We start from the raw sequence: 15,720 nt of genomic DNA, 5'->3' as shown, positions 1-15,720 counted from the left end.
GAATTTGAATATTGAAACGTTTATCCGGGGTACGGTTCTGTGCAGATTTCACCGATAACAATGAAGCGGCTCGCTTTCCTACTACTGGCAACTGCCTGTGCCTTGCCGCAGGTTGGCACTGCTGCGGCACTGCTGGCCGGGATCGCTTTCAGCCTCGCTTTTGCCAACCCCTGGCCGGCCGAGTCCTCTGCCTGGAGCCGGAAGCTGCTGCAGATTTCGGTGGTAGGGCTCGGGTTTGGCCTGAGCCTGCCGGAAATATGGCAGGTCGGCAAGAGTTCCATCGGCTATACCATCATCGGCATCCTGTTGACCATCCTGATTGGATCGCTGCTCGGCAGGGTCCTGGGAGTGAGGAATAACACCTCGCTGCTGGTCTCATTTGGCACCGCTATCTGCGGTGGCAGCGCCATAGCGGCCATGGCACCGGTTCTGAAGGCGGAGAGCGAGGACACCGCGGTTTCCCTGGCAACGGTCTTCATGCTCAACTCAGTTGCCTTGCTCGCCTTTCCTCCGGTCGGCAGTTTCTTCGGAATAAGCCAGCATGCCTTTGGGCTCTGGGCAGGGCTGGCCATCCATGATACCAGCAGCGTTGTCGGGGCTGCTGCCGCTTACGGACCGGCAGCGCTTGCAACTGCCACGACGGTCAAGCTGGCCAGGGCGCTCTGGATAACCCCTTGTGTCATGGTTGCGGCAGTGATGAAAAAGACCTCGCAGAAAGGGGTTGTGCCGCTGTTCATCATCGGCTTTCTTGTGGCTGCGACGATCCGCTCGCTGGTGCCGTCGCTGAACGCTATATGGGGAGACCTGGCGGCGATTGCCCGCCAGCTCCTGGTCGTGACTCTGTTCCTGATCGGCAGCGGCTTGAGCCGCGGAGTGTTGAGAAAAGTAGGGTTAAGACCACTGCTGCAAGGCTGTGCCCTTTGGCTGCTGGTGAGCAGTGTGACGCTGCTTGCCGTTATCCGCGGATGGATCGCCTGAAAAGACAACCACATATTTACAAGAGGAGAAAAATTATGAAGCGCATCATTGCCGTTGTCAGCACCATCATCGCCCTTGCCCTGCCGGTTATCGCCTCTGCTTCGACCTGGAACATAGACCCCGAACACTCCAATGTCGGCTTTAAGGTAAAACATCTGATGGTGTCAAATGTCAAAGGGGTATTTGAAAAGCACTCCGGCACGGTCGATATCGATGACAAGGATATCACCAAGTCCAAAGTTACAGTACGGATCGATACCAACTCGATCAACACCAACGTCCAGAAGCGTGACGAGCATCTGCGGAGCCCTGATTTTTTTGATGTCGCCAAATATCCGGCCATGACATTTGTCTCGAAAAAGGTTGCCAAGGCAGGCGAGGGTAACCTCAAGGTCACCGGCGATCTGACTATTCACGGCATAACCCGGCAGGTGGTGCTTGATGTTGAGGGGCCGACAGCAGAGAGCAAGGATCCCTGGGGCAATATTCGCAGAGGGGCCTCGGCTAGCACCAAGATCAACCGCAAGGATTTCGGCCTGACCTGGAACAAGGCGCTGGAAACCGGCGGTGTGGTTGTTGGCGAAGAGGTGGCAATCACCCTGGAGATCGAGATGATCAAGGCGCAGCCGAAGTAAGGCTGGTAGCGGGATTGTCGGCAAAGGCAAGCGGAAGGGGACCAGACGGCCCCTTCCGCTTTTTTCGTGTGCGTGCTACTTGACCGGGTACCAGAACCTGACGCTACGGGTCTTGCCGTCTTTCAGCAGAAACCTGGACATTACACCGTATTTCCCTTTTTTTGACATGACAAAGTCGGCGCCGAAATGCCCCTGCATCCCTATAAGATCCTTTGTCTGGTCACTCTTGTCAGGGCTCTGCAGTTTTATTTTTACCACCCCTTCGGTCAAAGGCGTGCCGCTCTTTACATCCTTGAGTGACACGGAAATATGGTGCGTCTCCTTGACCCCCTTGGGCATCTCCATCCCCATCCCCTTCATCGCGTCAGCCATGGTCTGGATCGTGAACGTTGCTTTCACTCCGTCCACAACCTCTTCATGGGCCGGACTATGTTCTGCGTGCATGTCGTGAGGTGAAGCTGCAAAGACGGTCATCGGCACGGCCAGGGCCAAACAGGTTGCTGCTACGACTAGTGACAGTTTTTTCATTGATGGTCTCCTTTTCATTGTTCCTTCCTAGTGCTTCATTCCGCTGTATTTCAAAGTACCTTTTTTCAACTCCCGCTTTTTCATCAACACAAAGATCACTGGGGTCATGATCAGCACATGAACTGCCGAGGAGATCATGCCGCCGATCATCGGCGCGGCGATCGGTTTCATCACGTCGGCGCCGGTACCGGTGGACCACATGATCGGCACCAGCCCCAGCAGCGCCACGGCCACGGTCATCAGCTTGGGCCGCAATCGGAGCACTGCCCCCTCGAAGGTGGCGTCATAGATGTCCTGCTCCGTGCAGGGGCCATTGATAAGTTTTTTGTCCAGCGCCTCATGCAGGTAGATGACCATCACCACCCCGGTCTCCACGGCAATGCCGTAGAGGGCGATGAAGCCGACCCAGACCGCCACCGACATGTTGTAGCCAAGCGCCGAGACCAGGTAGACCCCGCCCACCAGGGCGAACGGGACCGAGAGCATGACCATGCTCGCCTCCAGGGCCGAGTGGAAGGTGAAGTAGAGCAGGATGAAGATGATGATCATTCCGGCTGGTACCAGCAGTTGCAACCTGGCCTTGGCCCGGATCTGGTTCTCCCACTGGCCCGACCAGGCCACGTAGTAGCCGGGAGGCAGCTTGAGGTTCTTCTCCAGCACTTGCTTGGCCTCGGTGACGAAGCCTCCCATGTCGCGGCCGCGCACGTTGAGGAAGACCAGCGAGCGCAAGAGCCCCCCCTCGCTGTTGATCTCGGGCGCGCCGGTGGAGATCTTCAGCTTGGTCACCAGCGACAGCGGCACCTGGGCACCGTCCATGCCAGCGACCAGGATGCGACGGATCGCCGGGATATTGTCGCGATAGTCGCGCAGGTAGCGGATCCGGATCGGGAAGCGGTTGCGCCCCTCTACGGTGGTGGAGAGCATCTCGCCGCCAAGGGCGGTTTCGATGACATCCTGAATGTCGCCGACGCTGACCCCGTAGCGGGCAGCGGCCTCGCGGTCGATGTCAATGTCGAGGTAATTGCCGCCGGTGACCCGCTCGGCCACCACATCGGCAGCGCCGTTGATCGGTTTGAGGATTGCCTCGGCCTGGATCGCCAGATCCCGCAACACGTTCAGGTCGGAGCCGAAGATCTTGACCCCCAGGTCGGTCCGGACGCCGGTGGAGAGCATGTTGATCCGGTTGATGATCGGTTGGGTCCAGCCGTTTCTCACCCCGATCTGCTGCAGCTTGGAGTCCAGCTCAGCCACGATGTCGGCCTTCTTGAGCCCCGGCCGCCACTGCTCCTTCGGCTTCAGGATGATGATAGACTCGAACATCGAGACCGGCGCCGGGTCAGTGGAGGTCTCGGCCCGACCGACCTTGCCCAGGACGTGCTCAACCTCAGGTACACTCATTATTATTTTATCCTGCACCTGGATCAGACGCTTGGCCTCGGTGATGGAGACGTTGGGGAGGGTCACCGGCATGTAGAGCAGCGACCCCTCGTCCAGCGGCGGCATGAATTCGGAGCCGAGCTGCATAAACAGCGGCACGGCAATGGCCAGGGCCACGATGTTGAGGGCGATGGTGGTCTTCTTCCAGACCAGGACCCAGCGGATAACAGGCGAGTAGAGCCTGATAAAGAAGGTGGAGACCGGGTTGGCGCTTTCCGGCGGCATCTTGCCCCGCATGAAGAAGTACATCAGCACCGGCACCAGGGTGATGGCGATCAGGGCCGACCCCATCATGGAGAAGGTCTTGGTAAAGGCCAGCGGGTGGAACAGTTTCCCTTCCTGGCCTTCCAGCATGAACACCGGCACAAAGGAGAGTACGATGATGGCGAGTGAAAAGAAGATGGCCCGGCCGACCTGTTTGGCTGAGGTAATGACGGTTTCCAGCCTTTTCCCGGCGCGCTCCTCGGGTGGCATCTCGGAGAGGTGGCGGTAGCAGTTTTCCACCATGATGACCCCGGCATCCACCAGTACGCCAATGGCGATGGCGATGCCGCCGAGGGACATGATGTTGGAGGTGACCCCCATCAGCTTCATGGTAATAAAGGCGATCAGCACTGAGATCGGCAGGGTCAGCACGATCACCAGGGCGCTCTGGAAATGGAGCAGGAAGATCAGGATCACCAGCGAGACAACAACCGATTCCTCCAGCAGGTTCTTCTTCAGGGTGTCGATGGCCCGGCTGATCAGGTCGGAGCGATCATAGGAGACCATGACCTTCACCCCTGGCGGCAGACCCTTTTCCAGCTCCTTGATCTTCAGCTTGACCCGGTCGATGACATCCTTGGCGTTTTCGCCGTAGCGCATGACCACGATGCCGCCGACCGCCTCACCTGCGCCGTTCATGTCAAGCAGTCCTCGGCGGATAGCGCCACCCAACTGCACCGTCCCCAGGTTCTTCAGATAGATCGGGGTGCCACGCATGTCGGCACCGACCACGATGTTCTCCAGGTCGGCCTTGGATTTCACATAGCCGCTGCCCCGGATCAGGTACTCGGCATCGGCCTGCTCGATCAGCTTGCCCCCCACATCCTTGTTGGAGACCTTGACCGCGTCCATTATCTTGTTGACTTTGATGTTGTAGGCAAACAGCTTGGCCGGGTCGAGATCGATCTGGTACTCCCGCACCAGACCGCCGATGGAGGCAACCTCAGCAACCCCCTGGACAGTGTTGAGCTGATAGCGGACAAACCAGTCCTGCAGCGTCCTCAGTTGCTCCAGGTCGTATCCCTTGCCCTCGATGGTGTACCAGAAGACATGGCCGACCCCGGTGCCGTCCGGCCCAAGGGTCGGGACCACCCCCGGCGGCAGCAGCGACGCGGCATAGTTGAGCCGTTCCAGCACGCGGGTCCTGGCCCAGTAGATGTCGGCCTTGTCCTCGAAGATCACGTAGATCATGGAAAAGCCGAAGGCCGAAGAGGCGCGCACGGCGCGGACCTGCGGCAACCCCTGCAGATTGACCGCTAGCGGATAGGTGACCTGGTCCTCCACCACCTGCGGCGAGCGGCCCGGATAATCGGTAAAGACGATCACCTGGTTGTCGGAGAGGTCCGGAATGGCGTCCACCGGGGTCTTATAGACCGACCAGCCCCCCCAGGCGATGATCAGCCCGAAGAGCAGCAGCACGATGACCCGGTTGCGGGCGCTATATTCGATGATTTTTTCGATCATGTGAGACCTTTTCTTGGGACGCAGAGATTGCGGAAAAGCCGCGTCCCTGTCACATCTTCATGTCATCCATGTTCAGCGATTTCTTCGCCGGGGCCGGTGCTGTTGGTTGCTTGGTCCCTTTCGGCTCATCCATCTTCATGCCGGGCATGTTTTCGTGGCCGCTGCCACCTTTCAGCTGCGCTTCGGAGTCGATCAGGTAGCCGCCGGAGACCGCCACCTTGTCGCCAGGCTTGATCCCGGAGAGGACCTGGACCTTGTCGTCGGTCTGCTGGCCGGTCTGGACGTCACGCGGCTCAAACATGCCGGGGGAGGTCTCGATCCAGACCACCTTGCGCTTGCCGGTATCCATGACCGCAGTGACCGGCAGTACAATGGTCGAGCCGAGCGGCACTTTTATGATGGCATTGACGAACATGTCCGGCTTCAGCTTCTGGCCGGGGTTGGCCATCTCGACCCTGGCCTTCACGGTCCTGGTCTTGGGGTCGAGGAACGGGTAGATGAAGGCGATGCGACCGGTGAATGGCCGACCCGGGAACGACTGGGAACGGATCTCGACCTGCTGGCCGATATGGATGTTGGGGAATTCGTTCTCGTAGACCTCCACCTCCACCCAGACCGTTGACAGGTCGGCGATGCTGAACAGCGGGTCGCCGGTATTGACGTACTGCCCCTGCTGCACCATCTTTTCGATGACGATGCCGGAGAGCGGGGTGTAGATCGGCAGCCGGATGTTCGGCTTGCCCGCTTTTTCCAGCTCAAGGATCTGACTCTCTTTGACCCCGAACAGCATCAGCCGCTGTTTGGCCGATGCCACCAGGCCGTCGCCGTTCTGGGCGATGGCAGCCACCGGTGAGTTCTTCAGCTGGTCGCGGCTCCTGATCGCCAGGAGGTACTCCTGCTGGGTCGCCAGCAGGTCGGGCGAATAGACCTCGGCCACCGGCTTATCTTTGGAAACAAAGGCTCCGACGGTGTTGACATGGAGCTTGTCGATCCGGCCGGCGATCCAGGCGGTAACCTTTCCCTGGCGCGACTGGTCGTACTGGACAATGCCGACGGCATTGATCTCCTTGTTCAATGTGGTCTGTTTCGCCGCGATGGTAGCCACATTGGCCATGACCCGCTGGGTGGGCGACACCGAGACATGGCCGAGCATCTCGGCCTGCTGCTTCTGTTCCGGGGTCTGGTTGCCGCTGGCGGCAGTATCATCCACCTTTTTGATCAGCTCCATGCCGCAGATCGGGCAGGTGCCCGGTTTGTCCTTGACGATGAACGGGTGCATGGAGCAGGTGTAGAGCTGCTTGGCAGCGTGCTCCAGCTTGCTGTGGCCGTCTTTGTCCTTATTGAACCCACCGGTCTTGTACAGCCAGCCACCGGCGGCAACAGCCGCCAGGGCTACCAGCAGCAGGGGGATGACGATCTTTTTCTTCAGGTTCATATTCGGCCTCTTCGATTCCTGTTCAATGGTGTGGCTTATCGCTTGCCGGCGTGGGCAGTGGCTGTTGCTCGGCCGGATCGACGCCGATTACTGCTTCGAGCTGCGCCAGCTTCATCATGTACTCGGCCAGGGCGTGGCAATAACCGAGCTCGTAGTTGTAAAGACTAATCCGGCTGTCGAGCAGGGTCAGGAAATCGACCTTGTTCACCTTGTAACTGATCACTGCCGATTCCAGTGATTGCTCGGCCTGGGGGATGGTGCCGGTTTGGTACAGTTCCGCCAGCTTCTGCAGCCGCTCCATCTGCGCCAGGGTATCGCTGATCGCGTAACCGATGCTGTTTCTCAGGCCGTTCAGCTCCTCCTGCGCCATGTTCTTCTCGGACGAGGCCTCGGCCGCCATTGCCTGGCGCCGTTCTCTCTGCACCGGCAGGTTGAAGGTCACACCGACGGTAAACATGTTGTATCCCGGATCTTTGGTCATCTCATTGTTGACCGCTTCCCGGAACATGTATTCAAAGGAGAGGTTGAAGTCCGGCCACTGCTCTTTCTGCGCCAGCCGGTGCGCTGCAGACCCTTTGTTGGCCAGGCTGGACAGCTCTTTCACCCGGGGGCGCTGGGCAAAGGCGAGGTCATTGAGCTGCTGGGCCGTCATGGCAAACCTGGGGAGGCCGAAATCCGGGATTTTGGCCACCGGCGTCGTATCGGGCCGGGCAAGGAGGTAGTTGAGGTTGGCCTCCAGACTCCGGCGCTGCTGCCTGAGGGTGATCTGCATGTCGAGCATCTTGGACTTTTCCAGCCCGGCCTTGTAGATGTCCTGCTGTGCCCCCTGACCGACCGAGTATTTCGACTCGGCAATGGCCATGAAATCGGTAAGAATCTGGAGATTTTTGTCAGCCAGCGCTATTGATCGATCCACGGCATAGATCTGGTACCAGGTCTCCTTGACCATCCGGACCAGTTCCAGCTTACGTTCTTCCAGCGACCAGCGGTACGATTCCGCTTCGTACTGGGCAATTTCCTCCCTGATGGCCCGCTTTCCCCAGAAGGGGAGCTGCTGGGAGATGCCGATCACCTTGGCGGTCTGGGGATCGCTGCCGCCGAAGGAGAATGGCTCCCTGGCCACCAGGTTCTGCAGCTTGAACATAAACATCGGGTCGTCCAGAGATCCGGCTTGTCGGGCCTTGGCAATGAACATTCGCCACTTGGCCTGGGACGACTTGAGTTCCGGGCTGTTGGCCAGGGCAGTAGCGACGAGGGTGAGGAGGGTTTCTTGAGCGACGGGCTCAGCGGCATGGGAGAGCCCAGGTGTTACGGTGATAACAAGCGCTATGGCGAGCAGCACGATGCGTGAATTCATGATGGCCTCTGTGTAGCTGAGTTGACCATGATATTTCATAGGTCATGCCATCATTGTATCATACTGAAATCGCGCCGCTCTTAATGTGGGACTATAAATGGGAAGTGGGATGAATGCAGAATATTCTCCACTTTGCGGAGCATATTCTGCATCAACTTTTGCGTTCGGGGAGGGTGATGCCGAATTTTTCCAGCCGGTAGATCAGGGTATGGCGGGGAATTTTCAGGAATCGGGCCGCAGCTGCCTGGTTCCAGTGGTTGCGCTCCAGGGCATCGAGGACGATCTCCTTTTCCAGCTGCTCCAGCGAATACCCTTCGTCCGGGAGCCTGAAAACGGCTGATCCCTGCGTTTGTTCCCTTTGGGTGTTAAGGATCTTGTCCGGCAGTTCGCCAGCGGTGATTGTCTCACCGCTGCGCATTATCAGCAGCCGCTCTACGCTGTTTTCCAGCTCCCGCACGTTGCCGGGCCAGGCATAGGCGGTCATTGCAGCCAGCGCCTCCTTGTCGAACACTACCTGGCTGCTGTTGTGTTTGGCGCAGAAATGCCTGATCAGCAGTGGGATATCCTGGCGCCGCTCCCGGAGCGGCGGCAAAAGAATCGGGATGACCGACAGCCGATAATACAGGTCCTCGCGGAATGCCCCCTCTTCGATGGCCCGCTCGATATCGAGATTGGTGGCTGCCACCACCCGGACATCCAGCTTCAGCGTCCTGGTGCCGCCGACCGGCTCGATCTCCTTTTCCTGCAGCGCCCGGAGCAGTTTCGGCTGCAGTTCCACCGGCAGTTCCCCCACTTCGTCGAGAAACAGGGTGCCGCCTTCGGCCAGCTGGAACTTGCCGGTTTTGTCCCGGATGGCGCCGGTGAACGCCCCTTTGACATGGCCGAACAGCTCGCTTTCCAGCAGGTCGCGGGGGATGGCAGCGCAGTTGATGGCGATAAACGGGGCGTTATGGCGGGAGCTGTTGGCATGGATCGACCGGGCGATCAGCTCCTTGCCGGTGCCGGATTCGCCGGTGATCAGCACCGACGCCTCGGTGTCGGCCACCTTGCGCACCACGGCGAACACCTTTTCCATCTGCGGTGAGCTGCCGATAATGGCGCGGAAGTCGCTTTTGTCTGTCAGTTCGGCCTTCAGCCGTCGGTTCTCCTCCGAGATGCCGGTGAACTGCAGCGCCTTGGCCACAGTCAGCTTTAGTGCGTCGCGGTTGAACGGCTTGGTGATGTAGTCGTAGGCCCCGAACTTCATCGCCTCCACCGCCATATCCACGGCGCCGAAGGCAGTGATGATCATGACCAGGGTCTCGGGCGACTGCTCCTTGACCGCCTTCAGTACCTGCATCCCGTCCATGCCCGACATCTTCATGTCGGTAATCACCAGCGACGGCCGCTCGTCGCTGAACAGCCGCAGCCCGTCCTCGCCCGATTCCGCGGCAAAGACCTGGTATCCCTCCTCCTGGAGGTTGTATTCCAGCACCCGCCGCAAGGACGGGTCGTCATCGATGATGAGGATTTTCTGTTTCATGGTGGTCCTTACATAACGGGGATGAGGCGCAGCGGCGAAGCGTTAGCGGAGACCTGCTGCCGCCGAGTGGTTGGATGATCGTTATTCGTAATGCGTCCACATCCGAATAACTTTTATTGTTTTGATATCTTCTAGCACCTCATAAACGAGTCGATGCTGAATATTGATTCTACGGGAATATGCACATGACAGATCGCCAACAAGCTTTTCGTATGGTGGGGGATTTTTGAAGGGATCTTCTTTGATAATTTCAAGTAGTCGTTCGGCTTGCGGCTTTAACACGGAGTGCGCGATTTTTTTTGCATCTTTTTGCGCCTGCTTGATAAAAACAAGTTGCCAATTTACCATGCAAGTTCCTCACTGCACTCGGATACTGGGGTTTTGAGACCTTTCCTGATGGATTCTCGCATTCCAGGAATTGAGACAAGATACAATGTTTCCTGAATAGCACGCCAATCGTCTTCCGAGATGAGAACCGCTGAATGCCGTTTGCCAACAATCTGGATCGGGTCATGAGATATAGCGACATCATCGACAAGGTTATATAGGGATTTTCGTGCTTCTGTTGCTGATAGCGTTGTCATTTTAAATCACCTCCATTCCGTACGTTAAATCGTACGCTGATGATTACTCCAAGTCAAATCATTTTTCTTCTAACGTCTGAAGGCGCACCGGCGGAGCGCAGCGAAGACCGTGTGCCGCCCCAGGTTAGCCACCGCTTCATGGTTGCTTATCTTCAGGGGATATTGTGGCCAGAGATATTTCCTTTATTTTCATATTCTTGATTCGCACCAACGCAGCAATATATCGCGAATACGCATTTGTTACATGCCTTTCATATCTAATGACGACTAGTTTGTTTCCGCCACATCCTGCTACGCCACATTGGCTATTTAATGGGACTACGAAGAATTCCGACTTTTTGTAGATGTCCTCATCAATGGTTTTTTGTGGATCATCCAGCCTTTCTCTTCGCTCGGCAGGCAAGGTAACCTCAAGCACCCTTTGCCTCACCTTAGGATCATTTTTTACACTTTCTATTATCTCTTCATCTGTTACTGCGAAAGAAACGATAGGAAACGCCATCAGTAGTGTCAAAGCAGCTAGCAAAATTGCTAAGTTACAGCTCTTCATATTATTTCTCCGTTTTTCTGGCTAACTACGTATTGACCGGTTCACGCGCGTGCGCGCGTGAACCGGCGATCTTCCAAAATGGAATATTTAGGCTGTGCTCATTATTGCTTCAGAACAGTCCAAAAAAATATGCTGTGCATAATGCTTCTTGGAAATCAGATATCCCGCTTCTGCCTTCTCACGTCCTTTGCTTCTTTACTGATAAAGCCTCAGTGTCGAGTGCTGAACTACCGCCTCGAAATGGGTGTCACGGGTAAACAGTTGCATGTCATTCTGGATGGCAATTGCCGTAATGGTGACATCCACCGACGGCAGGGTAAAGGGGGAAGGAGGAAGCCCGGTTGAGCCGGTCTAGTGAGACGCCGGCAACCGCACCTCTACCGTCGTCCCTTTGCCGACCTCGCTCTCTACTGTCAGCGTGCCGCCATGCCCCTCGATGATCTTCCTGGTGATGGCCAGCCCCAGGCCGGTGCCGTCCGGTTTGGTGGTGAAGAACGGCTCGAAGATCTTGGTCAGGGAGTCGGCATCGATGCCGGTGCCGGTGTCGCTGACTTTGATTTCATAGCCTGATTCGACCTTGTGGAGCGCTATCTCCACCCTGCCGTTGGAAGGGGTGGCCTGGAGGGCATTGATGACGATGTTGAGGAATGCCTGGCGCAGCTTCTCGCCGTTGGCTGTGACCATCGCCGTGCCGCTGAACGGCGCCAGACGCAGGGTAACGCCGCGGTCGTGGGCATCGCGGGCAACCAGGGTGACCACGGTCTCCAGCTCTTCGACCAGGGAGCAGCGGCTCATCTCCGCCGGCTGCGGCCGCGCCATCCGCAGGAAATCCTCTACCACCCGGTTCAACCGCTCGGTCTCCTTGATCTGGATCTCGATGAATTCGTGCTTGGGGTCGCCCGGCTTGTAATCGTCCTTGAGGATCTCGGCCGTACCGCGGATCGAGCCTAAGGGATTCCTGATCTCGTGGGCCAGCACTGCTGCCATCTCCCCCAGGGTAGAGAGCTTTTCGGCCCGGCGCAGCTGCTCTTCGATGGCAATGATCCGTTCCGACTGCTGCTGCAGCTGCTGGTAAGACTCTTCCAGGCCGCGGGCGGTCTTCTGCAGTTCGACGGTGCGCTCTCGCTCCCGTTGGGACAGCAGGCCGGTCAGGGCGCCGACAACGTTGTAGAGCACGATCTCCAGGTATTTTTCCATTTCAACAGTAAGGTGACCGCCCCATTGAAACAGGATGTGCGGGGCATAGGCAATGCTGACAATGATCGAGCAGAGCAGCCCGCCGCGAAAGCCGAACCAGAGCGCTGCCAGGATGATGGGGAGATAGTAGAAGCGCTGGAAGATGTCATGCAGGTAGTGGAGGTGGAGCGGGGTGAAATAGTGGAGCAGGCTGATGGCAATAATGCAGGCCCCTAAAATAACCGGGCGGATCAAAGAAGATTTTTCCATGAAAGGTTCTCGGTTCCTTGCTTACGGCAACGCATGCCGGGGCATGCGCTTTTCCCGGGTTGTCCCTTTGGTTCACCTGGACAGATTCATCAATACCTTACGCAACTCGGACAGCTTGTACGGTTTCTGGATAAACCCGGCCAGACCTTTACCAACGAATTTCTGCGTTACTTCCTGCTCGTTGAACCCACTGGACATGATCACCCGTACTTCCGGATTGATCTGCCGCAACTCCCTGAAGCACTGCTCGCCATCCATGTGCGGCATGGTCAAATCGAGGATGACAATGCCGATGTTGTCGCGAGAGGTGAATTCATGCAGCCCCTCTCGACCGTCTCTGGCGGTAATGACCTCATACCCCAGTTCCCGCAGCATTTCGCTGCCAAGCTCCAGGATGGTTGCTTCATCATCGACCAGCAGGACCGTGCCGCTGCCCCGCCATTCTTTACTCAGGTCTTCGCTGCGGGTGCAGGGCGCAAACGGCTGTGCCCCGGCCGGGAACAGGACCTTGAAGGTGGTTCCCTTTCCCTCTTCGCTGTACACCTTGATGGCCCCTTTGTGGCCACGGACAATACCGAGCACTGCCGCCATCCCCAGGCCGCGCCCGGTAAACTTGGTGGTGAAGAACGGGTCAAAGACCTTGGCCAGGGTCTCTTTGTTCATGCCGCAGCCGGTGTCGGCAATCTCGGCAAAAACATACACCCCATCAGGCATCTGCTCATCGTGAAAAAGGTGTTTCCGGTAGTTTTCGGTCAGTTCCAGGCAACCGGTGGTGATGGCAATAATACCACTTTTATCGCCGATTGCCTCGGAGGCATTGATGACCAGGTTCATGATTATCTGGCGGATCTGGGTGGCATCGGCGGTGATCGCCGGAAGAGGGCGCTGCAGGTTATAGCGCAAGACCGCCTTTTTCGAGATTGAGACCTCAAGCATGTGCCCCATCTCTTCCAGCAGCCGGTTCAGGTCAAGCTCTTCAATGACGAATCTTCCCTTGCCTGAATAGGCGAGCATCTGCCGGGCAAGATCCGATGCCCTGGTTGCAGCTTTTTCAATGCGTTGCAGATGCTCGATAACCGGGGATTCCGGGGTGAGGCGTGCCAGCGCCAGATCGGCATTGCCGATGATGGCGGTCAGGATGTTATTGAAGTCGTGGGCAATGCCACCGGCCAGGACTCCCAGGCTTTCCAGTTTCTGGGTGTGAAGAAGCTGCTTCTCCAGCTGCAGGCGTTCTTCTTCCGACTTCTTGCGCTGGGTAATGTTCCGCGCCGACCAGACAACCGTAGTGGCGGTCAGGCGGGAGACATTCCCGGTAAACCAGCATGGTTCGTCCCCTATGGTGAGTTGATAATCAACGGAAGTCATCTGTCCGGAAACAAGAGTCCTGCGGATGGTTGCGATGAAAAATTCCGCCTGCTCAGGCGGGAACACCTCTGTCACGCCTTTCCCTAACAGTTCCTCGGTAGGGCGATAGAGCTGGTCAGTGCTGGTGGGGGCGATTTCGATGTATCTGCCGTTTTCGTCCAGAATGATAATAACGTCAGTCAAAGATGCGAAAATTGAGCGCAGCTTGTTTTCCGATGCCAGCAACTCCTCTTCCGCATGCTTTCTTTCCTTGATTTCCGTTTGCAGTTTGGCATTCGTGCTAGAGAGCTCTCCGGTCCTCTCATCAACCATCTGCTGCAGGATAATCGGCTGCCGGGTCAGCCACCGGACCGCCAGTGCCGTGAGGGAGCTGAACAGCAGGATAAAGAGCGCTTCAGCCAGGACGATGCTCAGCGAATACCAGCCGCCCAAAGGTTCCACCGCAAGGGTCCATTCGCCATTCGGGACTTTGATCTTCCGTTTGACCGGCTCTGTCAATGGCTTGCCTGAAGATGCAAACACGTCCTTCTTGCCGCTGTCCGGGTGGATGCGGGAGATTTCGTAGCTGCACCCTTTGTCGGCAATTCTTTGAATATTGGCGACCTTGAGAAACTCCTGGATGCGGATCAGGGCGATGCTGAATCCCCAGAAATAGTCAGCGCCATTCCGGTCGTGGAGAAATATCGGCAGACGGCCGATCGTGGCCTTTCCCCCCTGGATGAGCTCGAACGGCCCGGCCAGTGTGAGGGCACGGGTCTGCACCGCCTGCAAGGCTTCCTTGTTCCGTTTTGTGTCTTCCAGCAGGTTATGGCCGATGGCCTTTTCATTCCCTGCCAGTGGGACGATCTGGCTAACTATCCCTTTGGGCGCGATCTGCAGGTTGCCGATGCCGGGGTATAGGGTGAGCATTTCTGTGGCAAGTTGTGGGAAATTGGCAATGTTGCCGTTATTCTGGCGGATGACTGCTGCCAGGGCATAGGTCGAGGAAAGAGAGCGGTTGAGATTGTCGTGGAGGTCATCGGCAACCTGGTTGGTCAACTCGGCAACAGCCTGCCGGTGCTGCTGCATCCGGTTTGTTTCATACAGCCAGACTGCAGTCCCGCTCAGCAGCATTCCGGCCAGCAACGCGGCAACAGTCGCAATCCAGACCTTCAGCATCCGGGAGCGCTGCAGTTGCTCGCCATGATCGCCCTCTGCATTCTGCATTGATGAGGGCTTGTTCGTGCCACCCGTTTCTCTGGAGATCATCTGCTGCCTCAAGACGCCAAGAAAGATTTTCGGCCGGCATGGTGCCAAGTTTAACGGTATTATCGCGGCTTAATTAAGCCGCACCTATGTAGCACGGATGGGATCTCAATGCAAGTTGTTAATTTGATTGAAAGAATGGGGAGAAGGTTCGCGTCACTGAATCCTTCCGTCTTTCAGGTTGATGCTCCGGTCGGAATAGCGGCAGTTGTCCGGATTGTGCGTCACCATGACCACGGTCTGTCCGGCATCGTTCAGTTCCCGAAAAAGCGCCATCACTTCTTCGCTGGTCTTGGAGTCGAGATTGCCGGTCGGCTCGTCAGCCAGGAGGATCTTGGGGTTGTTGACTATGGCCCGGGCAATGGCGACCCGCTCCTGTTCCCCTCCGGAAAGCTGGTTCGGGAGTCGGTCTGCCTTTTTCGCAAGGCCGACCCGTTCCAGGGCGTTTTTCGCTGCCGCGCTCTTGTCAGCCCCTTTCATTTTTACAATGGCCAAAGGGAGCATGACGTTTTCGAGGGCGGTCAGATAGGGGATCAGGTGGAACGACTGAAAGACAAAGCCGAGGTTCTCTGCCCGAAAGTCTGCCAGTTTTTCGCCGGTAAGCTTGTACAGTTCGATTCCTGCCATCTCGACCTCGCCGGAGGTAGGGTGGTTCATGCCCCCCAGCACCGAAAGCAGGGTGCTTTTGCCGGAACCGGACTGCCCCATGATGGTGATGAATTCACCGGCTTCGATGCTGATGTCAACGCCGCGCAACGCTTCGACCACCTCGTCACCGCCATTGTACTGCTTTGTCACGTTTCTAATCTTAATGAGTGTCATTGCTATCCCTTTCTAAGGCGGTCAATTTTTCGCAAGATCAAGGCTGTCGAGGGATTGCGCGGAGGCTTAGCAGCGCTACGCCGCACAA

The 15,720-nt window shown here is 57.2% G+C and carries 13 protein-coding genes; 2 read left to right on the top strand and 11 right to left on the bottom strand.

Annotated features, from left to right (window positions below):
• Positions 1-39: 39 nt before the first annotated feature.
• Together KI809_RS04910 and KI809_RS04905 are read left to right on the top strand one after the other, a co-directional pair.
• Positions 40-978: a YeiH family protein gene (locus KI809_RS04910; RefSeq protein WP_337833275.1), complete on the top strand. Its 939-nt coding sequence runs from the start codon at positions 40-42 to the stop codon at positions 976-978.
• Positions 979-1,013: 35 nt separating this feature from the next.
• Positions 1,014-1,613, top strand: a complete 600-nt coding sequence (locus KI809_RS04905) for a YceI family protein (RefSeq protein WP_214170363.1) — start codon at positions 1,014-1,016, stop codon at positions 1,611-1,613.
• A gap of 75 nt (positions 1,614-1,688) precedes the next feature.
• On the opposite strand, the gene KI809_RS04900 is transcribed toward KI809_RS04905, so the two are convergent.
• The 11 genes from KI809_RS04900 to KI809_RS04850 all read right to left on the bottom strand — a co-directional run bounded on the left by KI809_RS04900 (position 1,689) and on the right by KI809_RS04850 (position 15,632).
• Positions 1,689-2,141, bottom strand: coding sequence for a hypothetical protein (locus KI809_RS04900; protein WP_214170362.1), 453 nt, complete (start codon positions 2,139-2,141; stop codon positions 1,689-1,691).
• 27 nt (positions 2,142-2,168) lie between these two features.
• Positions 2,169-5,306 (bottom strand): efflux RND transporter permease subunit, encoded by a 3,138-nt coding sequence (locus KI809_RS04895; protein ID WP_214170361.1) that lies wholly within the window; start codon positions 5,304-5,306, stop codon positions 2,169-2,171.
• A gap of 49 nt (positions 5,307-5,355) precedes the next feature.
• Positions 5,356-6,741: an efflux RND transporter periplasmic adaptor subunit gene (locus tag KI809_RS04890; protein WP_214170360.1), complete on the bottom strand. Its 1,386-nt coding sequence runs from the start codon at positions 6,739-6,741 to the stop codon at positions 5,356-5,358.
• A 22-nt stretch (positions 6,742-6,763) separates the two neighbouring features.
• Positions 6,764-8,098: a TolC family protein gene (locus KI809_RS04885; protein WP_214170359.1), complete on the bottom strand. Its 1,335-nt coding sequence runs from the start codon at positions 8,096-8,098 to the stop codon at positions 6,764-6,766.
• A 151-nt stretch (positions 8,099-8,249) separates the two neighbouring features.
• Positions 8,250-9,620 (bottom strand): sigma-54-dependent transcriptional regulator, encoded by a 1,371-nt coding sequence (locus KI809_RS04880; protein WP_214170358.1) that lies wholly within the window; start codon positions 9,618-9,620, stop codon positions 8,250-8,252.
• Positions 9,621-9,701: 81 nt separating this feature from the next.
• The gene (locus KI809_RS04875) at positions 9,702-9,968 is read right to left on the bottom strand and encodes a Txe/YoeB family addiction module toxin (RefSeq protein WP_214170357.1); all 267 of its coding nucleotides are present in this window, start codon (positions 9,966-9,968) and stop codon (positions 9,702-9,704) included.
• Positions 9,962-10,204, bottom strand: a complete 243-nt coding sequence (locus tag KI809_RS04870) for a type II toxin-antitoxin system Phd/YefM family antitoxin (protein WP_214170356.1) — start codon at positions 10,202-10,204, stop codon at positions 9,962-9,964. The genes KI809_RS04875 and KI809_RS04870 overlap by 7 nt, the downstream gene beginning before the upstream one ends.
• A 136-nt stretch (positions 10,205-10,340) precedes the next feature.
• A complete protein-coding gene (locus KI809_RS04865) occupies positions 10,341-10,754 on the bottom strand; it encodes a hypothetical protein (protein WP_214170355.1) in 414 nt (137 codons plus the stop codon).
• Positions 10,755-11,105: 351 nt separating this feature from the next.
• Complete coding sequence (locus KI809_RS04860; RefSeq protein WP_214170354.1) at positions 11,106-12,200, bottom strand: two-component system sensor histidine kinase NtrB; 1,095 nt, start codon at positions 12,198-12,200, stop codon at positions 11,106-11,108.
• A gap of 72 nt (positions 12,201-12,272) precedes the next feature.
• Positions 12,273-14,813 carry a response regulator gene (locus KI809_RS04855; protein WP_214170353.1) on the bottom strand — a complete coding sequence of 847 codons (2,541 nt, stop codon included), beginning with the start codon at positions 14,811-14,813 and terminating at the stop codon, positions 12,273-12,275.
• Between the two features lie 153 nt (positions 14,814-14,966).
• Entirely contained in the window at positions 14,967-15,632 is a 666-nt protein-coding gene (locus KI809_RS04850; protein WP_214170352.1) for an ABC transporter ATP-binding protein, read from the bottom strand.
• Between the last annotated feature and the right edge of the window lie 88 nt (positions 15,633-15,720).

Source organism: Geoanaerobacter pelophilus (assembly GCF_018476885.1).
Classification (GTDB): domain Bacteria; phylum Desulfobacterota; class Desulfuromonadia; order Geobacterales; family DSM-12255; genus Geoanaerobacter; species Geoanaerobacter pelophilus.
The sequence above is the reverse complement of the archived record's forward strand: the minus strand, read 5'-3'. Positions and strand labels throughout refer to the sequence as shown.

What these genes read in the sequence shown, in the direction of transcription:
- KI809_RS04895 (WP_214170361.1), bottom strand. Translation starts at nt 5,306, where the DNA reads ATGATCGAAAAAATCATCGAATATAGCGCCCGCAACCGGGTCATCGTG.
- KI809_RS04890 (WP_214170360.1), bottom strand. Translation starts at nt 6,741, where the DNA reads ATGAACCTGAAGAAAAAGATCGTCATCCCCCTGCTGCTGGTAGCCCTG.
- KI809_RS04875 (WP_214170357.1), bottom strand. Translation starts at nt 9,968, where the DNA reads ATGGTAAATTGGCAACTTGTTTTTATCAAGCAGGCGCAAAAAGATGCA.
- KI809_RS04855 (WP_214170353.1), bottom strand. Translation starts at nt 14,813, where the DNA reads ATGATCTCCAGAGAAACGGGTGGCACGAACAAGCCCTCATCAATGCAG.
- KI809_RS04880 (WP_214170358.1), bottom strand. Translation starts at nt 9,620, where the DNA reads ATGAAACAGAAAATCCTCATCATCGATGACGACCCGTCCTTGCGGCGG.
- KI809_RS04885 (WP_214170359.1), bottom strand. Translation starts at nt 8,098, where the DNA reads ATGAATTCACGCATCGTGCTGCTCGCCATAGCGCTTGTTATCACCGTA.
- KI809_RS04850 (WP_214170352.1), bottom strand. Translation starts at nt 15,632, where the DNA reads ATGACACTCATTAAGATTAGAAACGTGACAAAGCAGTACAATGGCGGT.
- KI809_RS04860 (WP_214170354.1), bottom strand. Translation starts at nt 12,200, where the DNA reads ATGGAAAAATCTTCTTTGATCCGCCCGGTTATTTTAGGGGCCTGCATT.
- KI809_RS04905 (WP_214170363.1), top strand. Translation starts at nt 1,014, where the DNA reads ATGAAGCGCATCATTGCCGTTGTCAGCACCATCATCGCCCTTGCCCTG.
- KI809_RS04870 (WP_214170356.1), bottom strand. Translation starts at nt 10,204, where the DNA reads ATGACAACGCTATCAGCAACAGAAGCACGAAAATCCCTATATAACCTT.
- KI809_RS04900 (WP_214170362.1), bottom strand. Translation starts at nt 2,141, where the DNA reads ATGAAAAAACTGTCACTAGTCGTAGCAGCAACCTGTTTGGCCCTGGCC.
- KI809_RS04865 (WP_214170355.1), bottom strand. Translation starts at nt 10,754, where the DNA reads ATGAAGAGCTGTAACTTAGCAATTTTGCTAGCTGCTTTGACACTACTG.